The sequence below is a fragment of the Leisingera sp. ABM4_060 genome (genome assembly GCF_056158765.1).
On record NZ_JBSWTX010000002.1, the window covers coordinates 86,179 to 106,935 of the forward strand.

15 protein-coding genes are annotated in these 20,757 nt (G+C 64.4%); 5 read left to right on the forward strand and 10 right to left on the reverse strand.

The genetic code is table 11. From position 1 onward, the window contains the following. Nucleotides 1–18: 18 nt before the first annotated feature. The 3 genes from ACXAEH_RS20980 to ACXAEH_RS20990 all read right to left on the reverse strand — a co-directional run bounded on the left by ACXAEH_RS20980 (nt 19) and on the right by ACXAEH_RS20990 (nt 3,929). Complete coding sequence (locus tag ACXAEH_RS20980) at nt 19–1,332, reverse strand: aspartate aminotransferase family protein (protein ID WP_475035796.1); 1,314 nt, start codon at nt 1,330–1,332, stop codon at nt 19–21. After that, a complete protein-coding gene (locus ACXAEH_RS20985; RefSeq protein ID WP_475035798.1) occupies nt 1,329–2,861 on the reverse strand; it encodes a trimethylamine methyltransferase family protein in 1,533 nt (510 codons plus the stop codon). Before ACXAEH_RS20985 ends, ACXAEH_RS20980 begins: the two co-directional genes overlap by 4 nt. Before the next feature lie 102 nt (nt 2,862–2,963). Then, the gene (locus ACXAEH_RS20990) at nt 2,964–3,929 is read right to left on the reverse strand and encodes a LysR family transcriptional regulator (RefSeq protein ID WP_475035800.1); all 966 of its coding nucleotides are present in this window, start codon (nt 3,927–3,929) and stop codon (nt 2,964–2,966) included. A 100-nt stretch (nt 3,930–4,029) separates the two neighbouring features. On the opposite strand from ACXAEH_RS20990, the gene ACXAEH_RS20995 reads away from it, so the two are divergent. The 3 genes from ACXAEH_RS20995 to ACXAEH_RS21005 all read left to right on the forward strand — a co-directional run bounded on the left by ACXAEH_RS20995 (nt 4,030) and on the right by ACXAEH_RS21005 (nt 9,556). Continuing rightward, nucleotides 4,030–6,417, forward strand: a complete 2,388-nt coding sequence (locus ACXAEH_RS20995; protein ID WP_475035802.1) for a GcvT family protein — start codon at nt 4,030–4,032, stop codon at nt 6,415–6,417. Beyond that, complete coding sequence (locus tag ACXAEH_RS21000) at nt 6,414–8,828, forward strand: GcvT family protein (protein WP_475035804.1); 2,415 nt, start codon at nt 6,414–6,416, stop codon at nt 8,826–8,828. Before ACXAEH_RS20995 ends, ACXAEH_RS21000 begins: the two co-directional genes overlap by 4 nt. 80 nt (nt 8,829–8,908) lie before the next feature. Next, nucleotides 8,909–9,556 carry a GntR family transcriptional regulator gene (locus ACXAEH_RS21005; protein ID WP_475035806.1) on the forward strand — a complete coding sequence of 216 codons (648 nt, stop codon included), beginning with the start codon at nt 8,909–8,911 and terminating at the stop codon, nt 9,554–9,556. Between the two features lie 3 nt (nt 9,557–9,559). On the opposite strand, the gene ACXAEH_RS21010 is transcribed toward ACXAEH_RS21005, so the two are convergent. From ACXAEH_RS21010 to ACXAEH_RS21020, 3 genes are read right to left on the reverse strand one after another with little or no spacing between them, the layout of a single operon-like run. Then, entirely contained in the window at nt 9,560–10,696 is a 1,137-nt protein-coding gene (locus ACXAEH_RS21010; RefSeq protein WP_475035808.1) for a mandelate racemase/muconate lactonizing enzyme family protein, read from the reverse strand. A 57-nt stretch (nt 10,697–10,753) separates the two neighbouring features. Then, nucleotides 10,754–12,292 carry a BCCT family transporter gene (locus ACXAEH_RS21015; RefSeq protein ID WP_475035810.1) on the reverse strand — a complete coding sequence of 513 codons (1,539 nt, stop codon included), beginning with the start codon at nt 12,290–12,292 and terminating at the stop codon, nt 10,754–10,756. A 50-nt stretch (nt 12,293–12,342) separates the two neighbouring features. Further along, the gene (locus ACXAEH_RS21020) at nt 12,343–13,707 is read right to left on the reverse strand and encodes an FAD-dependent oxidoreductase (RefSeq protein WP_475035812.1); all 1,365 of its coding nucleotides are present in this window, start codon (nt 13,705–13,707) and stop codon (nt 12,343–12,345) included. 168 nt (nt 13,708–13,875) lie between these two features. Here ACXAEH_RS21020 and ACXAEH_RS21025 point away from each other — a divergent pair, with 168 nt between their 5' ends. Together ACXAEH_RS21025 and ACXAEH_RS21030 are read left to right on the forward strand one after the other, a co-directional pair. Beyond that, on the forward strand, nt 13,876–15,018 hold the full coding sequence (locus ACXAEH_RS21025; RefSeq protein WP_475035814.1) for a mandelate racemase/muconate lactonizing enzyme family protein: 1,143 nt from the start codon (nt 13,876–13,878) through the stop codon (nt 15,016–15,018). Nucleotides 15,019–15,375: 357 nt separating this feature from the next. Next, the gene (locus tag ACXAEH_RS21030; protein WP_475035816.1) at nt 15,376–16,278 is read left to right on the forward strand and encodes a complex I NDUFA9 subunit family protein; all 903 of its coding nucleotides are present in this window, start codon (nt 15,376–15,378) and stop codon (nt 16,276–16,278) included. Nucleotides 16,279–16,365: 87 nt separating this feature from the next. On the opposite strand, the gene ACXAEH_RS21035 is transcribed toward ACXAEH_RS21030, so the two are convergent. From ACXAEH_RS21035 to ACXAEH_RS21050, 4 genes are read right to left on the reverse strand one after another with little or no spacing between them, the layout of a single operon-like run. Beyond that, entirely contained in the window at nt 16,366–18,543 is a 2,178-nt protein-coding gene (locus ACXAEH_RS21035) for a xanthine dehydrogenase family protein molybdopterin-binding subunit (RefSeq protein WP_475035818.1), read from the reverse strand. Between the two features lies 1 nt (nt 18,544). Beyond that, complete coding sequence (locus ACXAEH_RS21040) at nt 18,545–19,006, reverse strand: (2Fe-2S)-binding protein (protein ID WP_475035820.1); 462 nt, start codon at nt 19,004–19,006, stop codon at nt 18,545–18,547. Between the two features lie 35 nt (nt 19,007–19,041). Next, nucleotides 19,042–19,881 (reverse strand): SDR family NAD(P)-dependent oxidoreductase, encoded by an 840-nt coding sequence (locus ACXAEH_RS21045; protein ID WP_475035822.1) that lies wholly within the window; start codon nt 19,879–19,881, stop codon nt 19,042–19,044. Between the two features lie 37 nt (nt 19,882–19,918). Further along, a complete protein-coding gene (locus ACXAEH_RS21050) occupies nt 19,919–20,734 on the reverse strand; it encodes an SDR family oxidoreductase (RefSeq protein WP_475035824.1) in 816 nt (271 codons plus the stop codon). Nucleotides 20,735–20,757 lie beyond the last annotated feature (23 nt).

A 20,757-nucleotide genomic window follows, 5' to 3' on the forward strand; every position in this document is an offset into this window, starting at 1 on the left:
CCTGTGCTTGCGGAGAGGTCAGAGGCTGGCAAAGGCGCGGTCGAGGCCGTCGTGGACATGATCCACATCCGCCAGCGACAGGCACATCGGCGGCACCATGCGCAGGCAGGACTGGTAGGCGCCTGATTTTGACAGGATAATGCCGCTTTCCCGCGTGGCCTCGAATACGGCGGCGGTGGTTTGCGGGTCCGGCTCCTTGGTCTTGCGGTCCTTGACCATCTCGATTGCCAGCATCAGCCCGCGGCCGCGGACGTCGCCGATCGCCGGGTATTTTTTCTTGAGCGCGTGCAAGCGTTCCAAAAGTGCGGCGCCGACGGTGCGGGCGTTTTCCTGCACCTTGTCTTCTTTCAGCACCTGCAGCACCGCGCGGCCCGCTGCGCAGGAGGTCGGGTTGGCGCCATAGGTGTGGAACATGAACTTTTCCGCCATGGGGGCTGCGATTTCCTTGCGGGCGACTACCGCGCCCAAGGGGAAGCCGTTGCCGATGCCCTTGGCCATCACCACGATGTCGGGGATGACGCCGTCGGCCTCGAACCCCCACATGTGATCGCCGGTGCGCCCGAAACCGGCCTGCACCTCATCGGCGATCAGCAAACCGCCCGCCGCGCGCACCCGCTCGGCGGCGCCGGTCATGTAGCCCTTGGGCATCTCGACAATGCCGCCATAGCCCTGCACGCTTTCGATGAACATGCCGGCCACCCGGCCGGAGGTGGCGGTGTGGATGGTGCGCTCGATCTCGTCGAGATAGGGCTGAGCGCCGGCGTTTTCGCCAAAGATGCCGCGGTACTGGTGCGGCTCTGCAACAAAGGCGACGTTGCCGGGCATGCCGGGATGGCGCCAGCCGGAGATGCCGGTGATCGATTGCGCCGCCGCCGTGGGCCCGTGATAGGCCGAACGCAGCGCCAGCAGGTCCAGATTGCCAGTGTAGCTGCGGGCCATGGTCATGGCGAGGTCCACTGCCTCGGAGCCGGAGTTGGTGAAATGCACCACCCATTCGATATCCCCATTGGGGTTCGGCATGGTGGCGGCCAGTTCCTCGGCAAAATGTGCAGGGACAGGATGGTAGAACATCGTCGTGCAATGGGTCAGCTCCTGCGCCTGTTCCATCGCGGCGGCGACCACCTTGGGGTGGCTGTGGCCGACCGAGATGCAGACGTTCATGCCCAAAAGGTCAGTGTATTTGCGCCCTTCAACGTCCCACAGGTATTGCATCGAACCCTTCTTGAAGACCATCGGGTCCTTGAAGGGGATGAATTTGCGCTGGCTTGCGGCGTAGTAATTGTCGCGCCGTTCGGCGGTCTCATTCAGGGTCCAATCCGTGTGCAGGGTCATGTCTTTCCTCCCTCGATCTCCTTGGTGCGGCGGGCGACAAAATCGTCCAGCGCCGCGCGTGTTCCGCTGTCCATTGATGGTTGTTCGTAGTCGGTGAGCAGCTGCTTCACCCGAGCGCTGGCACGCTCGTGCTGCCATTCGGCGCCTTCGGCGGCCCATTGCTCGTAAGTGCCGTTGTCGGACATGTCACCCATCCAGAAGGCGGTCTGATAGTTGTCCTGGGTGTGCTGGGCGCCGAGGAAATGGCCGCCCGGCTCCACCTCGAAAAACGCATCCATCGCCTGTGCGGCTTCGGAGAAATCAACACCCTTGATAAAGCGCTGCATGGCCGAGCAGCGGTCGGCGTCCATCACGATTTTCTCGTAGCCGGTTGTCAACAGCCCCTCCAGGCAGCCGGTGGCGTGGATGATGAAGTTGACGCCGGCCAGCGCCGCGCCCATCAGCTGGGCTTGGCTTTCGTAGCCGGCCTGCGCGTCCGGCACCTTGGCTGCGGTCAGCCCGCCGACCGAGTGGAAGGGCAGGCCGAGCCGGTCGGCCAGTGTCTTGGCGCACATCTGGAACTGGGTGCCTTCGGGGGTGCCGAATGTGGGTGCGCCGGTTTTCAGGCTGATGGGGGAAAAGAAGGTGCCAAAGGCCGCAGGCGCGCCGGGGCGGATCAGCTGAATCAAGGCGACGGAGGCCATCACTTCGGCCAGTACCTGCGCCAGGGTGGCGGCGACCGAGACAGGCGACATCGCGCCGCCCAGCACGAAAGGCGAGACGACAGTGCATTGCCCGGCCTGCGCGTATTCCTTCAGCGCCCACAGCATGGTTTCATCCATCACCAAGGGCGCGTTGGTGTTGACCACCGAATAAAGCACGCAGTTGTTGTCCACAAACTCCCGCCCCATGGCGATGCGGCACATCTCGACGGTGTCGCGGGCGCGTTCCGGGGCGGTGACGGCGCCCATGAAGGGCTTGTCGTTCATGGTGAGATGCGTATGCGCCATATGCAGGTGGCGCAGTTCAACGGCCACGTCCACCGGCTCTGCCACCACTCCGCCGGAGTGGTTTACCGCGCCCAATTGGTGGTGCAGCTTGGTGATGTTCTTGAAGTCGTCCAGCGTGGCGTAACGGCGGCCCTGCTCCATGTCGTGCACAAAGGGAGGGCCGAAACTGGGGGCATAGACCTGGGCATCACCGCCGATCTGCACCGAGCGGGCCGGATTGCGGGCGTGCTGGGTAAAGACGCGCGGTGCGGTCTTGATCTTGCTGCGGCACCAGCCTGGGTCGAACCGGACCCGCTCGCCGTCGACCCTGGCGCCATGTTTTTTGAACAATTCCAGCGTTTCCGGGTCGCCGCGGAAATCCATGCCGATCTCATCCAGGATGCGGTCGGCGTTGCGTTCGATGATCGCCACCGCCTCGCCGCTGATCAGGCTGACCAGGCCGGTTTTGCGGATCGTATAGGGCGCCGCCAGCGTGTTTTGCGCGGAGCGGGCGGCCATGCGCTCTTGCCGTCCGGCGCGGCGGGTGGGTGTGCGGGCCATGCGAGGGGCCTCCGTTGCGGTCATGTCTGGCACTAGACATGGCAAGGAAGCCGTGGCCTGCACAGCAAAACCACGCAGCATTAGTTTCATTAATGATGCGGATTAGGCGGGGTAGATAACATGGTCCGCTGCGGCGGGCAGCAGCCGTTTGATGCTGTGCTGCAGCAGGCGGCGGCTTTCCTGAGCGACCTGGGTTGGGATAGCGCCCAGCTCGCCGGTGCGGTGGATCGCCACGATAGAGCGTTTGAAGCCGGCAAAGGGCAGGGGTTCGATCCGCAGTGCCATGCCCTCTGCGATTGCGTCGATCAGCAGCGAGGGCGTCAGGATGGCAAAGCATTTGCCGGTGATGACGCCGGCCACCACCATCGAGGCGCGGTCCGCCTCCATTGAGCGCGGCAGGTCCAGGCGGCAGCGCTGCAAATGCTGGTCGGTGCGTCGGCCAACCGGGGCATCGGCGCTGAAACGGACCAGGGACAGACGTTCGGACAGTGCGTGAATGTCATCCGTAGGGCCGTCATAATCCGTTGGCAAAACGAGGAAAAATGGTTCATCAAGAACAGGCGTGCAGGTGTAGTCCGTCAGGTCGAACTGCGGGTCGGAGGTGATGGCAATGTCGATGCTGCGGGCGTTCAGCGCGGCCTGGTGATCGGTGGCCAGCCCCGCCGACAGGCTAAGCTCCGGAATGCCCAGCCCGCCCCGCACCATGTCCAGCAGGCCGGGTGTCAGCGTGGTGGCAACCGAAGCCAGCAAGGCCACCCGCAGGATCGGGATCGAGCTGGACTGCACATGGCGCAGCTCGGAGCGCAGGTCCTCCACCTCGCTTAAGATTCGGAAAGCGCGGCGGCGCAGGATGTCGCCTGCGTGGGTCAGTTCCAGCGGGCGGCGGGCGCGGTTGAACAGCGGCGCATCCAATGCCCATTCCAGCTTTTTCAGTTGCTGGGACACCGCAGACTGGGTCATCCCCAGGGCCGCCGCCGCCGCTGTCACATGGCGGGAATTGGCGACAGCCATAAAGACCTCCAGCGCGCGCAGCAGGTTAACGTCCAATTCCGCCTGCGTTTTCTTCATTTTTTCTGACTTTCATTAGTCTTTCTAATTGTCGGAGCAAATTCTTGTGCTGCGCCTGCGCCCAAGTCAATCCTGCGTCAAACATCGGAGGGTGCCGGTTATGGCGCGGGTTATCATCATTGGCGGCGGCGCGATCGGGCTGGGGCTGGCCTATCACCTGGCCGGGCGGGCTGAGGTCACGGTGCTGGAGCGCAACCAGCTGACCAGCGGCACCAGCTGGCACGCCGCGGGCATCGTCGGGCCGTTGCGGGCGACACCGAACATGACCAGGCTGGCGATGTATGCGGGTGAATTGTTCCCCAGGCTGGAGGAGGAAGCGGGGCTCTCCACCGGTTACCGCCAGACCGGCGGTTACTGGATTGCCCGCGAAGAGGCGCGGATGGATGAGCTGCACCGGATTGCGGCCTTGGGGCGGCATTTCGGGCTGACGCCGTCTATTGTCGGGGCGGAGCGGATTGATGTGCCGGGGCTTGATTTGCAGGGGGTCGTTGGCGCCTTGCGGGTTGAGGAAGACGCCAATGTGAACCCGGTGGACCTGTGCATGGCCTACGCCAAGGCAGCGCGCGCCAAGGGCGCGGTGATCCGCGAGGGCGTGCAGGTGGAGGCGCTGCTGGTGGAGAACGGCACCTGCAAAGGTGTGCGTCTGGCCGATGGCTCGGAACTGCTGGCGGATCAGGTGGCTCTCTGCGCCGGGGCCTGGTCGAAACGGCTGGCCGATGCGGCCGGGGTGGCGCTGCCCTTGCAGGCGGTCGAGCACATGTATGTGGTGACGGAGCCGATGCCGGGTCTGCCCAATCCCTATCCGGTGCTGCGCGATCTGGACCGCGGGATTTACGTGAAGGGTGACGCGGGCAAGTTGGTCTTTGGCGGCTTTGAGCCGCGGGCCAAGGTTTGGGATGCCTTCGGGCCGGAGGGCGACCGCCCGTTCCTGGAGATGCCTGAGGATTGGGATCAGTTCATGCCTTTCATGGAGGCGGCTTTGGCCTTGGTGCCGGTGCTGGAGAGCGCTGGCATACAGCATTTCATGAACGGGCCTGAGAGCTTCACTGCCGACACCAGGCCCTTGATCGGCCAGACGCCTGAGGTGGACGGGCTCTATGTGGCGGCCGGGATGAACTCGGTCGGCGTCATGTCCTCAGCCGGGGTCGGCCGGGTGCTGGCGGATTGGATGCTGGCGGATGAGCCGCCGATGGACCTGTGGGAAGTGGACATCGCCCGGGTGGATCCTCTGGCCGCCGGGCAGCAGCATATTGAAATCCGGATGGAAGAGGCGGTCAGCGATGCTTTTGCGCTGCATTGGCCCTTCAAGCAGCCAAAGGCGGGCAGGGGCCTGCGCAAGTCCGCTCTGCATGACCGCTGGGCAGCGGCGGGGGCGCATTTCGGTCTGACTGCGGGCTGGGAACGCGGGCTGTGGTACGCGCAAGACGAGGCTGAACGCAACCTGCCCTACTCGGCAGGCGATCAGCCTTGGTATCCGATTGCAGCCCGCGAGGCGGCGGTGATGGAGGAGGGCGCGGTGATGCTGGACCTCTCCCCATTCGGCAAGTTCGACGTGCAGGGGCCGGAGGCGCTGGCGCTGATGCAGTACTTGGCAGCGGGTGATCTGGATGTGGAACCAGACCGCGCGGTCTATACGCCGATGCTGAATGCAAAGGGCGGGATCGAGGCTGATGTCACCGTCACCCGCCTTGCGGCGGATCATTTCCGGGTGACGTCCGGCGCGGCCACCCGGCGCAAGGATCTGGCCTGGCTGCGCCGCCACGCCAAGGGCCGGGATGTGCAGGTCGCGGATGTGACCGAACAGGAAACTGTGATCGGCGTCATGGGCGCCGGCGCGCGGGCGGTGCTGGAGGGCTTGGGCCGTGATGATTGGTGGGCCTTTCCCTTCTCCACCGCCCGCGATGTGACTGTGGCGGGGCAGCGGGTACGGGCGACCCGTGTGAGCTTCGTTGGCGAGCTGGGCTGGGAGCTTTCAATACCGGTTGCTGTTGCAGGGCAAGTCTTTAACGCGCTCAAAACCTCTGGAGTGCAGCCCATGGGCCATTTCGCGCTGGAGGCTTGCCGGATCGAGAAAGGCTTCCGCGCCTGGGGCCATGATCTGGGTCCGGAGATCACGCCGCTGGAGGCCGGACTGGGCTTTACGCTCGACTGGTCCAAGGATTTTCTCGGCAAACCTGTTCTGGCTGCGCAGCGGGAAACGGGCCTCAGCCGCCGTATGGTTCTGTTCAGTCTGCCCGGCCACCCGCTGGTGCTGCATGACGAGCCGGTTCTGGAAAATGGCCGCACCGTGGGTTTCACCACCTCCGGCGGACGCGGTGCGCGCACCGGGCTGACGCTGGCGCTGGCACTGGTCGAGGTGCAACCAGGCGAGACCCTGGCCCAGACCTGCGCGCGGGCCTTTGAAATCGAAATCGCGGGGCAGCGCTACACCGCCGAGGCGCTGCGGCGCCCGCCCTTTGACTCCTCAGGCGAACGGATGAAAGCATGACCACCACAAACGCAAATGTCCTGATCATCGGCGGCGGCGCCATGGGGGTGTCGCTGATGTACCACCTGGCCAAGGCAGGCTGGCGCGATGTGGTGCTGACCGAGAAGAACGATCTCACCCACGGCTCAACCTGGCATGCGGCCGGCCTCTGCACCCATTTCGCCCATAACCCTACTATTCAGGAGCTGCGCGCGACCTCTGTCAGGCTCTACCGGGATGTCCTGCCTGAGGAGACCGGCGACACCTGCGGCTTCCACCGTTCCGGCGCGATGCGGATCACCTCGAACCCGGATCGGATGGATGAGTTTGCTCACGTCGCGGGCCTCAGCCGCTTTACCGGTTATGACCTGCAGATGCTGACGCCGGAGGACGTCGAACGGCTGCACCCGCTGGCCCGGACCGAGGGGATCCTGGGCGGCATTTATGAGCCGGACGACGGCCATGTGGACCCCTCGCTGGCGACCAATGCGATGGCCAAGGCGGCACGGGCCAATGGCGCCACCATCCTACGCTACAACCCGGTGTCCTCGATCCGGCGCGAAGACGGCGTTTGGGTGGTGGAGACAGAGAAAACCACCATCCGCGCCAAGCACTTGGTCAATGCGGCCGGGACCTGGGGCTGGGAAGTGGGGCATATGATGGGGCTCAACATCCCCTCTGTCCCGGTGCTGCATCAGTACCTGGTGACCGACACGGTGCCTGCCGTGGCCGAACGCATTGCCAAGGGCCTGCCCGAACTGCCGATGATCCGCGATCCGGAGGAAAGCTGGTATGTGCGCCAGGAGCGCGACGGGCTGATCCTTGGGCCATACGAGAAAGACGCCCAGCCCTGGGCTATCGACGGCTGCCCGCCGGACTTTGGCGCCGACCTGATGCCGCCGGACCTGGACCGGGTGGAGCATATCATCATGGCCGCGATGGAACGCATTCCGGCGCTGGAGACCGGCGGGGTGAAATCGGTGGTCAACGGCCCGATCACCTTTACCCCTGATGCCAATCCGTTGATCGGCCCGGCGCACGGGCTGGAAAACGCCTGGCTGCTCACCGGCTCCTCGATGGGGGTGATGGAGGGCGGCGGTGCAGGCTGGTTCCTGGCCCATTGGATGACCCATGGAGCGCCGCCGATGGATGCGCTGGCGGTGGACAGCCGCCGGTTCGGGTCGTGGGCCGACCGCGACTACCGGGTGGAAAAAGCCATTGAATGCTTCGGCTTGCAGTTCGGCGTGCACTACCCGCATGAGGAACGCCCTGCCGCCCGCGGCAAACGCCTGTCTCCGGTCCATGACGTGATGGTGGAACGCGGCGCGGTGATGGGGGCGGCCTATGGCTGGGAGCGCCCCAACTGGTTCTCGGATAAGGCTGGAGATGAAACAGTGCCCAGTTTCCGCCGCTCCAATTGGTTTGCGCCTGTTGCGGAGGAATGCCGGACAGTGACGGAGGCCGTAGGCCTGGCGGATATGTCGGTGTTTTCCAAGTTCGACATAACAGGCCCGGATGCCCGCGCCTTTGTCGACACGATCGGTGCCAACCGCACTCCCAAGTCAGGGCGCATCGGCCTGACCCATGCGCTGACACCCGCAGGCGGGACCCAGTCCGAATTCACCGTCTCGGTGCTGGCCGAGGATCACATCTACCTGACGTGTGCGGCTGCGGCCGAGGAGATGGATGAGGATCTGCTGCGGGCGCGGTCCGGCGGGTTTGATGTCACCATCACGCAGGTGACGGATCAATTCGGTGTCTTGGGTCTGATGGGGCCGAAATCCCGCGATGTGCTGACCGCGCTGACAGATGCGGACCTTGGCGAAGGTTTCCCCTGGCTCTCGGTGCGGGAGATCACCGTGGCCGGCATCCCGGTGCGCGCTTTGCGGGTGTCCTATGTTGGTGAACTGGGCTGGGAGCTGCATGTGGCGGCGGGCCGGATGCGGGAATTGTTCTTGGCGCTGGAGGCCGCGGGAAAGCCGCATGGGCTGGGCTTCTTCGGCGCCTATGCGATGAATGCGATGCGGCTGGAGAAGGGCTACTGCGCCTGGGGAGCCGACTTCTCGACGGAACGCACCCCGGCGGAAACCGGCGCGGGCTTCATGATCAAAATGGACCACACCTTCACCGGCAGGGAAGCGCTGGCGCAGCGGATGGAGGCGGAGGACCGCTGGGACATGGTGCTGCTGGAAGTCGAGACCAAGGACGTGGATCCATTCTATGCCCACGGCGTGGTGCAAGGGGAGCGGGTCGTGGGCATCGTCACCTCCGCTGCCCATGGCCATCGCACCGGCAAGACGCTGGCGCTGGCCTATCTGCGTGACCGCAGCGCGCGCGACGGGCTGACGGTGCAGCTGCTGGGGGAACGCCTGCCCGCGCGGGTGCTCGAGAAACCGCCATTCGACCCGGAAAACAGCCGGTTGAAAGGATAATGCCGGGCATGCTCTGGCGGAAGGGGCTTGGGCGGGGTAAAGATGGAGCTGGCTGATATATGAACTGATCGGAGCCCCGTTTGACCGACACGGAAAAGGCCTATGAGGCGCTGGAAGCCATGGTTGTCATTGGACAGTTGGCGCCCGGCAGCCTGCATACAGAACGCGAACTGGGAGAGATGCTGCAGCTTGGGCGCACACCGGTGCGCGAGGCTTTGCAGAAGCTGGCGCATGAAGGGCTGGTGGAGATCCAGTCGCGCCGTGGCATCTTTGTGCCGCCGGTCAGCGCCGGGGACCAGCAAAAACTGTTGCGGGTGCGCCGGGCGGTCGAGGCGCTGTGTGTCGAGGCGGCCTGCGAGAATGCATCGGGGGCTCAAAGACAGGCAATGGCAACTCTGGCGGCGGCCCTGCCCGAGGCCGCGCAGAACGTCGGCAACCGCACCGATTTCCTGGCCAGCTTGCGCGCCGCCCATGTGGCTCTGACCGAAGCGGCGGAAAACCCCTTTCTGGTGCGTGCTATGCGCCCGGTTCAGGGGCTTTCGCGGCGGTTCTGGTTCTTTCACGCCACTTTTGAGGACTACCAGAAGGCGGCGGCCCTCCATGCCGCGGTGCTGGAGGCAGTTAGCCACGGAGACAAGGCCGCAGCGGGTGCGGCCTCGCATGCGCTGATCGACTATCTTGAGGATTTCACCCTAGCCACCCGGGACCTTCGCCCGGCGGCAGGCTAGGGGTCAGGGCCGGAAGGCTTCGATCCGCTCCCAATCTATCCGAATGCCCAGGCCGGGCGCTTCGGGCACCGGCAGGCAGCCGTCCGCGTCGAATTGGATGTCCTCGCGGGTGACCGCCCACCGCAGCGGCGAATTAGAAGTGGAGAATTCGGCCATCTCCAACGGATCGCGGTTGGCTAGAACGTGCAAGTTGGCCGCCAGCGTCAGGTTGGAATTCCAACCATGCGGTGCAATGCGGGTACAGCCGTGGCGCGCGGCCATCACCTGCAATTTGACCAGCCCGGTCAGCCCGCCGATATGCGACAGGTCGGGCTGGGCGATATCGACGATGCCTGCCTCGAAGAAAGGGCGCCATTCCAGCGGCGCGGTGAGGCCTAGGTCGCCCACCCCAACCGGCAGACCGCAGCCTTTGAGCAGCGCGTGGCCGTCGATGTCGTCCAGCGGCAAGGGCGCCTCCAGCCAGTGAATACCGCAGTCATGCAGTACCGGCAGCATCCGGTTCACGTCCTCCACCGTGTCAAAGGCGGTGATGGCGTCGACCATCAGCGGGAAATCCTTGCCCAGATGCTCCCGCGTGCTGCGGATCAGCATCTCGGCCAGAGCTGGGTCCTCATGCCAGAACCGGTCGGCGGCGATCTTGATCCCCACCGGGTTATAGGCAGCGATTGCGCGGTCCAGCTTGCGCCGGGCCTCGTCCGGGCAGCGGCCCAGTGGATAGATGGTGACATAGCCCGGCACACGATCATGTTTGCGCCCGCCCAGCAGTTCGGAGACGGATTTGCCCTCGGCCTTGCCCTTCAAGTCCCACAGCGCAATGTCGATGCCCGAGATGGCATGCATCACCAGCCCGCGGCGGCCGATGAAACTGGTCTGTTCCAGCATGTCCTGCCAGCGGGCCTCGATATCCGAGGCATCCTTGCCGATCAGGATCTCGCGCAGCCCCCGCTGCAGCGGCGAGCGGGTCGGGGCCGAGATGATGGCATTGGCGATCGAAGGGATCGTGTCGATCTCGGCAATTCCCATCAGCCCGTCATCGGTGCTGATCCGGATCAGGCAGGTGGAATAGGCCGTGTCATGCGCGTCCTGGCCGGCGGGCTTGGGCGCGTAAAGTTCGATGACGCCAATATCGGTGATGCGCATTGGGGTTACTTTCTAAAAGGGTCGCGGGCGGCCCGAAGGCCGCCCGGTTATCTGAGCTCATTCGGCCGGCTGGACGGCTTTCTGGCTTGCGGGCTGACCCTCAGGTGCCGAGCCCCTAAGGTCGCGGATGAAGCTCAACACCATCACCAAGAGCAGCACAATCATCGGCAGCGCGGTGATGACGGACGCGCTTTGCACCGATTTCAGCCCGCCGACGAACATCAGCGCCATCGGCAAGAGCGCCACCGCAAAGGCCCAGAACAGGCGGTTCCAGCGCGCCGGGTGCTGATCCTCTTCCAGGTTTTCGCTGGTTACCGCAGCCAGGGTATAGGATGCCGAGTCAAAGGTGGTGGCCAGGTAGACCAGCGCCACGATGCAGAAGACTGCAACCATCAGCCCGGACATCGGCAGGGTTGCGATCACGTTGATGATGGTCGCCGGGCCGCCGTTGTCGCTGAGCGATTTGGTGACGTCATAGGCGCCGGTCAGCTCCAGATCCATGGCGTAGTTGCCAAGGATGGCAAAATAAACCGCGCAGCCCGCGGTGCCGAAGAACAGCATGCCGCCGATCAGCCCGCGGATCGTGCGCCCGCGCGAGATTTTGGCTACGAACAGCCCCATGAACGGCGCATAGACGATCCACCAGGCCCAGTAGAAGATGGTCCAGCCTTCAGGGAAGCCCGACTGGGTGACCGGGTCGGTCCAGGTGTTGAGGCGGACAAAGTTCTGCAGCATCAGGCCGATGGCATTGGTGCCGGTCTTGATCATGAAGGCGGTGGGGCCGGCGATCAGGACGAAAGCCAGCAGTGCCAGCGCCAGGCCGGTGTTGACGTTGGACAGAAGCTTGATGCCCTTCTCCAGGCCGGACCAGACGCTGACCGCAAAGATCGCGGTGCAGGCCAGAAGCACTGCCAGTTTCAGGCCGAAACTGTCCTCGATGCCGGTCAGATGGGTGACGCCGGCCGCGATTAGCGGGGTGCCGAGGCCCAGCGAGGTGCCCGCCGCGCCCAAGAGGCCGAACATGAAGATGATGTCGATCAGCTTGCCCAGCGGGCCGTCGACCAATCCGCCCAGGAAGCCGCGGCACACCTCGGAAATCTTCAGCACATGGATGCCGCGCACATAATAGCTGTAGGCGATGATCACGGTAGGCACCGCATAGAAGGCCCAGGCGGTCACACCCCAGTGGAAAATGCCGTACATCGCCGCCCATTCGGCGGCCCGCTCGCTGCGGGCCTCAATGCCCAAGGGGGGCGAGTTGTAGTAGTAGTTCCACTCGATCACCGACCAGTAGAGGATGCCAGAGGCGATGCCTGCGCAGAACAGCATCGCTGCCCAGCTGAAGGTCGAGAAATCTGGAGCGTGCTCGCCCAGCCGGGTGCGGCCATGCTGGCCGAACGCCAGCCAGCTGAGGAAGACCAGCGAACCAAGGCCTGCCCACAGGTAGGTCACACCAAAGGTCTTGGTCATGAAGTTGAACAGATCGCCCAGCACGGCGCTGCTGGCGTCCGGCCACAGGATCAGCGGAACGCAGATTGCGAACAGGGCTATGAAAGTCGCCGCAAATGTAGTGCGGTCGAGCTTGGGGGTCGGCATAAGGTTTCTCCTCCCTAATGCGCGTTTCGGGGATGGGTTGGAAGGCGCCGTTACAGGCGCGCGCCCTCCTGGTTCAGCAGGGTGCGGATGTCGGCGCCCTGAATGTCGCGGATGGCAAGGCCTTCGCTGATCGACAGATCCGCCGCTAGCGCTGCGGCATGGCCGTAGCCAAAGCACTGCGCTGTGACCCGGGCCGAGGCCAGCGCCTCATGCTCCGCCGACAGGCAGCGGCCCGCCACGATGATGTTCTCGCCCTTGACCGGCACTAGGGTGCCAAAGGGGATCTCATAGGTGTCATCGAACAGCCATTCGACCTTGGGCTTGGTGCCCGCGTGCAACTCGATCGGCCAGGGCGAGCGGGCGATGGCATCGGGGGACTTGGCCCGGCCCAGCACGTCGTCATTGGTCAGCGTCGCAATGCCAGTGACGGTGCGGGTCTGGCGGATGCCGATCTCGACGCCGGTGTCGTTCACGTATCCCTCTTCGCATCCGGGGATATGGCGGCGCAGGAAATCGGCGTATTCGCGCACCTGCAGGCGTGCCACCAGCTCACCCTCGGAATGATCCACCGGATTGGTCACATCCAGGTCGCGGCCGTCAAAGCCCAGAATGCGGGTGGCGTTCACCATCAGCTCGCCAGGCCGGGTGGTCGGGAAGATCCAGATCTTCTTGCGCGGCAGCCTGCCGCCCTCGGGATCCGCCGCGATCAGCTGGTCGATCACCTTCTGCGGGCTGATGGTGTCCTCGCCCCAGTAATCACAAAAGCGCTCCACATCGATGCCGCCCATGCGGAAGATCATCGTCGGGTTCTGGATCGCGCCATCGTTGCCCTTGGCGGTCTTGAAGCCCGCGCGGTGGATCACATCGCCGTCGCCCGAGGCATCAATGATCCGCTTGGCGCGCACCTGCGCCAGGCCGGACTTCGAGTTGACGATGACGCCGCCAAAGGCATCGCCCTCCATCAGCACGCCCACAACTTGAGAATGGTAGAGGATCTGCACCCCCGCTTCGCGCAGGAAGCCGTCGGCCACTTCGCGCCAGACCAGCGGGTCATGGGTCACGGTGAAGGTCTTGCCATAACGCTGCGGGCCGCTGACGCCATTGCGGCTTTCCAAAGCGGCGCGGAACTTCTCGGCCCAGCCAAATATCACCTGCTCGGGCGCGGCCCTTTCGTTTTCTGTCGACAGGAACATGCCGCAGATGGTGCCCGAGAGACCCGCCACCGCGCCGCCGCCGCAGAAGCCGTAGCGCTCGATCAGCAGCACCGAGCGGTCCTTGCGGCCGAGGGTTTCCGCCGCCGCCACACCGGCCGCGCCGCCGCCGACCACCACAACGTCGACATCGGCAAACAGCGGCAGGCCGCTTTCCGCGCCTTCCACATAGGTGCGCTGCCACTGGCTCTCAAACTCACTCATCGGGCTCTCCCTGGCTTGCATCCGGGGACCGCTGGGCCGCGCCGGACAGGTTGGATTGTTTGGCGCATTAACTGATATATCTATTGATGGGCAAGATGTTTTGTCATAATTGGAAAGCGCGCCCCAGCGGCGCATCAGGTTCACCATGCCGCATGTGAGGGCGCGTAAATGACTGAAATGACGGAAGATCGTTTTGGCAGGATCGAGAGAATCCAGGTTTATGTCGTGAAGACCGGGATCCCGAAATTCTCCTGGTCGCCGACCATGCCGGCACTGCTGACCACCAATACCATCGCCCAAATCACCACCTCTGACGGCTACGAGGGGGCGGGCGGCGTGTTCTCCTGCACCGAGCATGATTTCGACCGCGCCGTGGCCGAAGGGATGCGGCCGCTGCTGAAGGGACTGCTGGGTCGCCAGGCACTGCGCCGCGAGGACATCTGGAAGTGGATGCAGCTGCGCCGCCTGTCGATCCCGAACACCTCGATCGCCGGGCTGGATATTGCAATGTGGGATCTGGCCGCCAAACGCGCCGACATGCCGCTCTACATGTTCCTTGGCGGCGCCCGTGACCGGATCAAGGCCTATGCATCAACCCAGGTGTTCGAGGGGCCGGAGCCCTATGTCGGCCTCATCGGCGAGCTGCGCGAACAGGGTTTTGCCGCCTTCAAATTCCACTACAAATGTGAACCGGGTGCGGACATCGACATGATGAGCACCGTCCACAAGGCGCATGGCGGCAAGGGGCTCGACTTCATGTTCGACGCCGACGCCTACTACAGCCATAAGGGGGCGCTGAAAGTGGCCCGGGCAATGAGCGAGATGGACTATGTCTGGCTCGAGGCGCCGTTCCCGGACCACGATCTGGACGGCTACCGTGAGCTGCGCCGCCGCACCGAGCTGCCGATCCTGCCGGGCGGCAACACCATTGTCGACTTGCCCAATATCGCTCATGCCATGCGGCACAACTGCTGGGACGGGGTGCGCATCGACGCCACCACCGCAGGCGGCATCACGCCTTCGCGCAAGGTGATGGCACTGGCGGAGGCCAACAACTTCAATGTCGAGTTCCAAAGCTGGGGCTGTGCTTTGTCGATGGCAGCCAACCTGCATCTGATGCTGGCGCATGATAACTGCGACTACTTCGAGATGCCGGTGCCATATGCCGACTTCCAGGTCGACGCTTTGGGGCGGATCGAAGTAGACAGCGAGGGCTACGTGAACGCCTCGTCACTGCCCGGGCTGGGATTGGAAATTGACTGGGACGAGGTCGAGGAAATGTCGATCTTCAAGATCGACGTGCACAGCTGACCAGCGCGGAATCTGGGAAGGCAGAACGGCCGCTGCTGATTGCTTTCCCTCTATCGCCTGCGCAAGGGGCTGGCCTACGGCACCCAGGTTCTGCTGACAGTGGAAATAAAGGGCGGCAGCACTACCTGACCGGGGCGATGGGCCGGGAATGTTCCGGAACGCTACCTGGACCGTCAGGGGGTGGCGTTAAAGGAGCATTACGGCGTACTTTTTGGTGGTTCGGCCGGAGCTGACAGGACCCATGCATGATCCCGGCATGGCGGGCCGCGTCCGCGCGCAGATGCAATGCGCGCCTGCCAGCGTTTAGCCGCCGGTCCGGGGACGGCTCCTGTTGGGCTTGATGAGGAGCAGGGCTTCATGAAGAGCAATGCCCGCAATGTAATTGTGCTAGGCGGCACTGGTTTCCTTGGGCGGCGGCTGGTGCAAAGGCTGGTGGAGCGGGGCTGCCGTGTCAGCGCCGGAACCCGGTCGCCTGAAGCAGCGGCAGCCTGCAGCCGCCGCTGGGGCGGCAGCGTGCGCTTGGTGCGGACCGATCTGAAGGACAGCCGCGCGCTGGCGCGGGTTCTGGCCGGGGGCAGCGCGGTGGTCAATTGCATCGGCTATTACAGCGAAAAGGGAGGTGAAACCTTTCAGGACGTGCATGCCGCTGCTGCCCGCAGGATTGCCCGGCTGGTGCGCGAGAACGGTGACCAGCGCCTCATTCATATCTCCGGCATTGGTGCCAGCCTGAATTCGCCCTCGGCCTATGTGAGGGCGCGGGCAGAAGGCGAGGCCGCAGTGCGCAGCGCTTGCCCCGGCGCCGTCATCCTGCGGCCCAGCGTCATGTTCAGCCGCAGCGGTGCCTTCTTTGGCGACTTGCACAGGATTGCGGTGCGGCTGCCGGTCATCCCGCTGTTCGGTACCGGCCGGACCCGGTTGCAGCCGGTCTGGGCCGGAGATGTCGCCGAAGCGGTTTGCCGTGTTCTGGATGGGGGCAGGGCGGGGCGCAAGGTGATCGAATTGGGCGGCCCCGATGTCTTTACCTACCGCGAAATCCTGCAGCGGCTGATTGCCCGCAGTGGCCGCCGCCGCCTGCTGCTGCCCGTGCCCTTCACGCTGTGGCGGATCGGCGCGGCGCTGCTGTCTCCTTTGCCGCGGCCGCCGCTGACCCAGGCGCAAATTGCCCTGATGCAGAAGGACAATACCGCAAGCCTGGGCATTGCGGGATTTGACGGCCTCGGGATCAAACCGAAGTCCGCCATCGATATGGGGCTCGTCTGACGGGGCCGGTCTGGCGGGGCAGGTTCCGCGGTGCGGGCCCGCCGCGCAGCGCCCGCACCAGGTGTCAGCCCCGGTGCGGGCGGAAGGTCAGGCGAAGCTGACCCCGCTGTTGATCATCGGCAGTTCGGTCACCCGCGGGCCATTGACGGCAATCGCGTTGGCCAGCGCCGGCGCAGAGGGCGGCGTGCCGGGCTCACCAACGCCAGAGGGCGCCTCGGCGGAGGGCACGATATGCACCTCAATTGCGTTGATGTCGCCAATCCGCAGCGGTTCGTAGTCCGGGAAGTTAAACTGGTCCACCACGCCTTCGGTCAGGGTGATCTCGTCCCGCATCACATGGCCGATGCCATAGCCGATGCCGCCCTCCATCTGTGCCTTGACCACATCCGGGTTGACGGCAAGACCGCAGTCCACGGCGCAGGTGACCTGCTCGACCTGCACCCCGTCGTCCGCGTTGCCCGAAATCTCAACGACTTCGGCCACATAGCTGCCAAAGCTCTTGTGGACGGCAATGCCCTGGCTGCGGCCTTCAGGCGCGTTGCCCCAGCTGCCTTTTTCGGCAGCCAGTTTCAGCACGCCCGCCAGACGCTGCTGGTCCTTGCCGCCGCCTTCCAGCAGCGCCAGGCGGAACTCAACCGGGTCGCGTCCGGCAGCGCGGGCAGCCTCGTCCATCATGCTCTCCATCACATAGGCCGTATGGGTATGGCCGACAGAACGCCACCACAGAACGGTGGTCGCCTTGGCCACATCGCTGAGGCCGATGAACTGGCCAGGGATCTGATAGGGGTTCTGGGTCACGCCCTCGACTGAGCTGTGATCGACGCCATTGTGAACCAACATGCTTTCAAAGGCGGTGCCCTTCATGATCGACTGCGCCGCGATGCGGTGATCCCATCCGGTGATATTGCCATCCGCGTCCAGACCCACGCGCACCTTATGCGCCACTGCCGGGCGGTAGTAGCCGCCGGTGATGTCATCCTCTCGCGACCAGACCAGTTTCACGGGGCGGCTGCGGTCGGTCAGGGCAAAGGCCAGTGCCGCCTCCACCTGGTAATCCGCGGTTGGCGTGGCGCGGCGGCCAAAGGAGCCGCCGGCCAGCATCGTGTTGATGCGGATCTTTTCCATCGGCAGCTGAAAGATCTCGGCCATTGCGAAATGCGGGCCGGTTGGCATTTGGGCGCCGTCATGCAGAGTGATGCCACCATCCTCATCGGCCTCGATGGTGCAGGTGAGCGGCTCCATCGGCGCATGGGCCAGCAGCGGGAAATAGAAGGCCTGCTCGACCACCTTCTCCGCCTCGTCGATCAGGGCGGCGGTAGCGGCGGGGTCGGCGCCATTGACATTGTATTCCGGGTCTGCGTTCACCGCGGCCAGCAGTTGCTCGCGGATCTGGTCCGAGCTGCGATTTTCGGCGGCAGAGAAATCCCAGTCCACGCTGATCGCCTCGCGCGCCTGGAACGCGGCCCATGTGTTTTCGGCATAGACCGCAACGCCCGCCTTGTTGGGCAGCACGGCGGCGCGGATGTAGCCTTTGACCTCCTTGGCGTCCGTATCGTCGAACCCAGTAGCCAGCCCGCCCATGCGCGGGCTGCGAGCAATGACTGCCACCATCTGATCCGGCAGATGCAGGTCCATGGCGTATTGCGCAGTGCCGTTGGTTTTGGGCAGGGAATCCTTGCGCCTGACCTTGGCGTTGCCGATCAGCCGGAATGCGCTGGGATCTTTCAGCCGCGGCTCTGCCGGGGCCTCCATCTGCGCGGCGGCCCCTACGAAGTCCGCAATTGGCGCCTGCTGGCCCGCACCCTTGATGATGCCGTCCTCGATGCTGAGTGCGCCGGTGTCTGCGCCCCAGGTCTCAGCCGCGGCCTTGATCAGCATCTCACGGGCGGCAGCGCCGGCCTGGCGGTACTGCAGATAGGAGTTGGCCATCGCGGTGGAGCCGCCGGTGCCCTGGAACTGGCCAAACGCCAGGTTGGCATAGCGCGAGGGGTCGGAGGGCGCGAATTCGTATCGGATGTCCTCCATCGAAATTCCCAGCTCCTCAGCGATCAGGGTGGTGAGGCCGGTGGCCGGGCCCTGGCCCTTCTCGAAGTGCTTGATGATAGCAGTGACGGTGCCGTCGGCATCGATTTTCACAAAGGGATTCAGCTGAGCCGGTGCAGAACCGGCCGCCAAAGCGCCATCCGGGCGGGCACCAACGTAGAGAACGGCAGCGGCAGCAGCGGCGGACTTCAGAAACCCGCGGCGGGAGGTGTTCAGGGTCATATCAGGCCTCCATCATGTCGGATGCGCGCAGGATCGCGGCGCGGATGCGCTGGTAGGTGGCGCAGCGGCAGGCGTTGCCGTTCATGTAATCGTCAATTTCCTCGACAGTCGGTTTGGGGTTCTCGCTGAGCAGCCCTACCGCGGACATGATCTGCCCCGACTGGCAGTAGCCGCATTGCACCACATCCAGCTCAACCCAGGCGGCCTGCACTGCCTCGGACACTTTGGAGTTCAGCCCTTCGATGGTGGTGATCTCGGATCCTTCCGCGTCCTCGACATAAGTCTGGCAGGAGCGCACCGGCTCGCCGTCCAGATGCACGGTGCAGGCGCCGCAAGCGGCGACGCCGCAGCCGAACTTGGTGCCGGTGAGTTTCAGTTCATCCCGGATCACCCACAACAGCGGGGTTCCGGGTTCGGCTTCGACCTCATGCGTCTGGCCGTTGAGTTTCAGTGAGATTGCCATGGCTGTGGGGCCTCCCCTTGGCTGGAAGTTCTGGTTCAGGATTGTTCGAATTTGGCGAAGGCACCGGCGTGATCGGGATGCCAGCGCGACAGGGCCGGGCGGTTTTCCAGAACGTCGCCCAGGGCCCAGGCCACCCGGCGCCTGTCGCGTTCGGGTGTCACGTCGTTGTCCGGGCAGAGAATGTAGAAATCACCCGCCTCCATGCGGGTTATCAGATGCTCCACGGTCTGATCCGAGGTCCAGGCCGCAGCAGGTTTTTCGGTCAGGTGGCGGGCCACCATGCCGGTATAGGTAAAGCCCGGCACAAACAGATGCGCAGAGATTGGCGCCTCTGCCTGCCGTAGGTCATGGGCCAGCATCTCGGTCAGAACCTTCACGCCGGCCTTGGAGACATTGTAGCCGGGGTTGCCCGGCGGCGTGGTGATGCCCTGTTTGGATCCGGTGTTGATCACAACGGCGGGCCGCGCCGCAGCGATCATCCGCGGCACAAAGGCCTGCACGCCGTTCAGCACGCCAAAGAGATTCACCTCGATCATGGCGCGCCAGGCACTGGGGTCTTCCCAGCTGCCGGAGGGGCAGGCAATGCCTGCATTGTTCATCAGCACCGCCACCTCGCCCGCGTCAAATGCCGTATCGGCCAATGCCTGAACCGCCTCTGCGTTGCTGACATCGGTGGGGACGGCCAGCACCGGGGCGCCAGGCTGTACCAGAGTGCGCAAGTTCTCTGCGGCCTGCTCAAAGGCCTCGCCCGGAAGATCGGCCAGCACGATACCCAGGCCAGCTTGTGCAAACCGTTCTGCGGCAGCATAGCCGACACCGCTGGCACCGCCGGTCACAATCGCCAGCCCGCCTGCTGCAAGTGCTTGTCCATACATGGCTTTTCCTCCCGGGTTTGAAAGGTGAACAGGGACCTTACAGTCCCATGCCCGCCTTGATGCCGCCGATGAACGTCTCGTCATCCTGCGCCTTGCGGGCAGACAGCAGCGCCTCGGCATCCGCCCCCGCGCGGTAGCGCAGCTGCGATGTGCCATCCGTCACCGCGGTGCGGATCACCTCTGCCACCAGCTCCGGCTCCGAGGCCTGCGCGCCGAATGCACCCATGGCGGCCTGCATGCCCGCCACCACCGGCATGTATTCGGGCATGCCCTCATCCACCGCAAAGTCGAATGACCGGCCGCCGAAATCGGTGTTGATCATGCCCGGCTCGACGATCTTGACCTGAATACCGCAGGCCTCCAGCTCAAAGTGCAGGGCTTCGGACAGGCCTTCGACAGCAAACTTGGTGCCATGATACAGCGTGCCCAGCGGAAAAGTCATCTGCCCGCCGATTGAGGAGATATTGACGATCATCCCGGACTTCTGCGCCCGCATATGCGGCAGCACCGCCTTGGTCACCGCCAGAAGGCCGATCACATTGGTGTCGAACTGGCGCGTGACCCGCTCCATCGGGAAGGCCTCCAGCGGGCCATAGGCGCCGTAGCCTGCGTTGTTCAGCAGCACGTCAATCTGGCCATAAGCGCTGAGCGCCTGATCCACAGCCTTTGCGATGGTTTCGGGCTTGGTCACATCCAGCGCCGTGACCAGAACATTTGCCCGCTCCGCCAGATCGCCGGCATCCGCAGGGTTGCGCATGGTGGCAACAACATTCCAGCCGTCATCGGCAAACAGGCGGGCGGTGGCCCTGCCGATCCCTGACGAGGCCCCGGTGATGAGAATGGTCTGCGGCATTTTCTGGCTCCAGCAATTCGGTT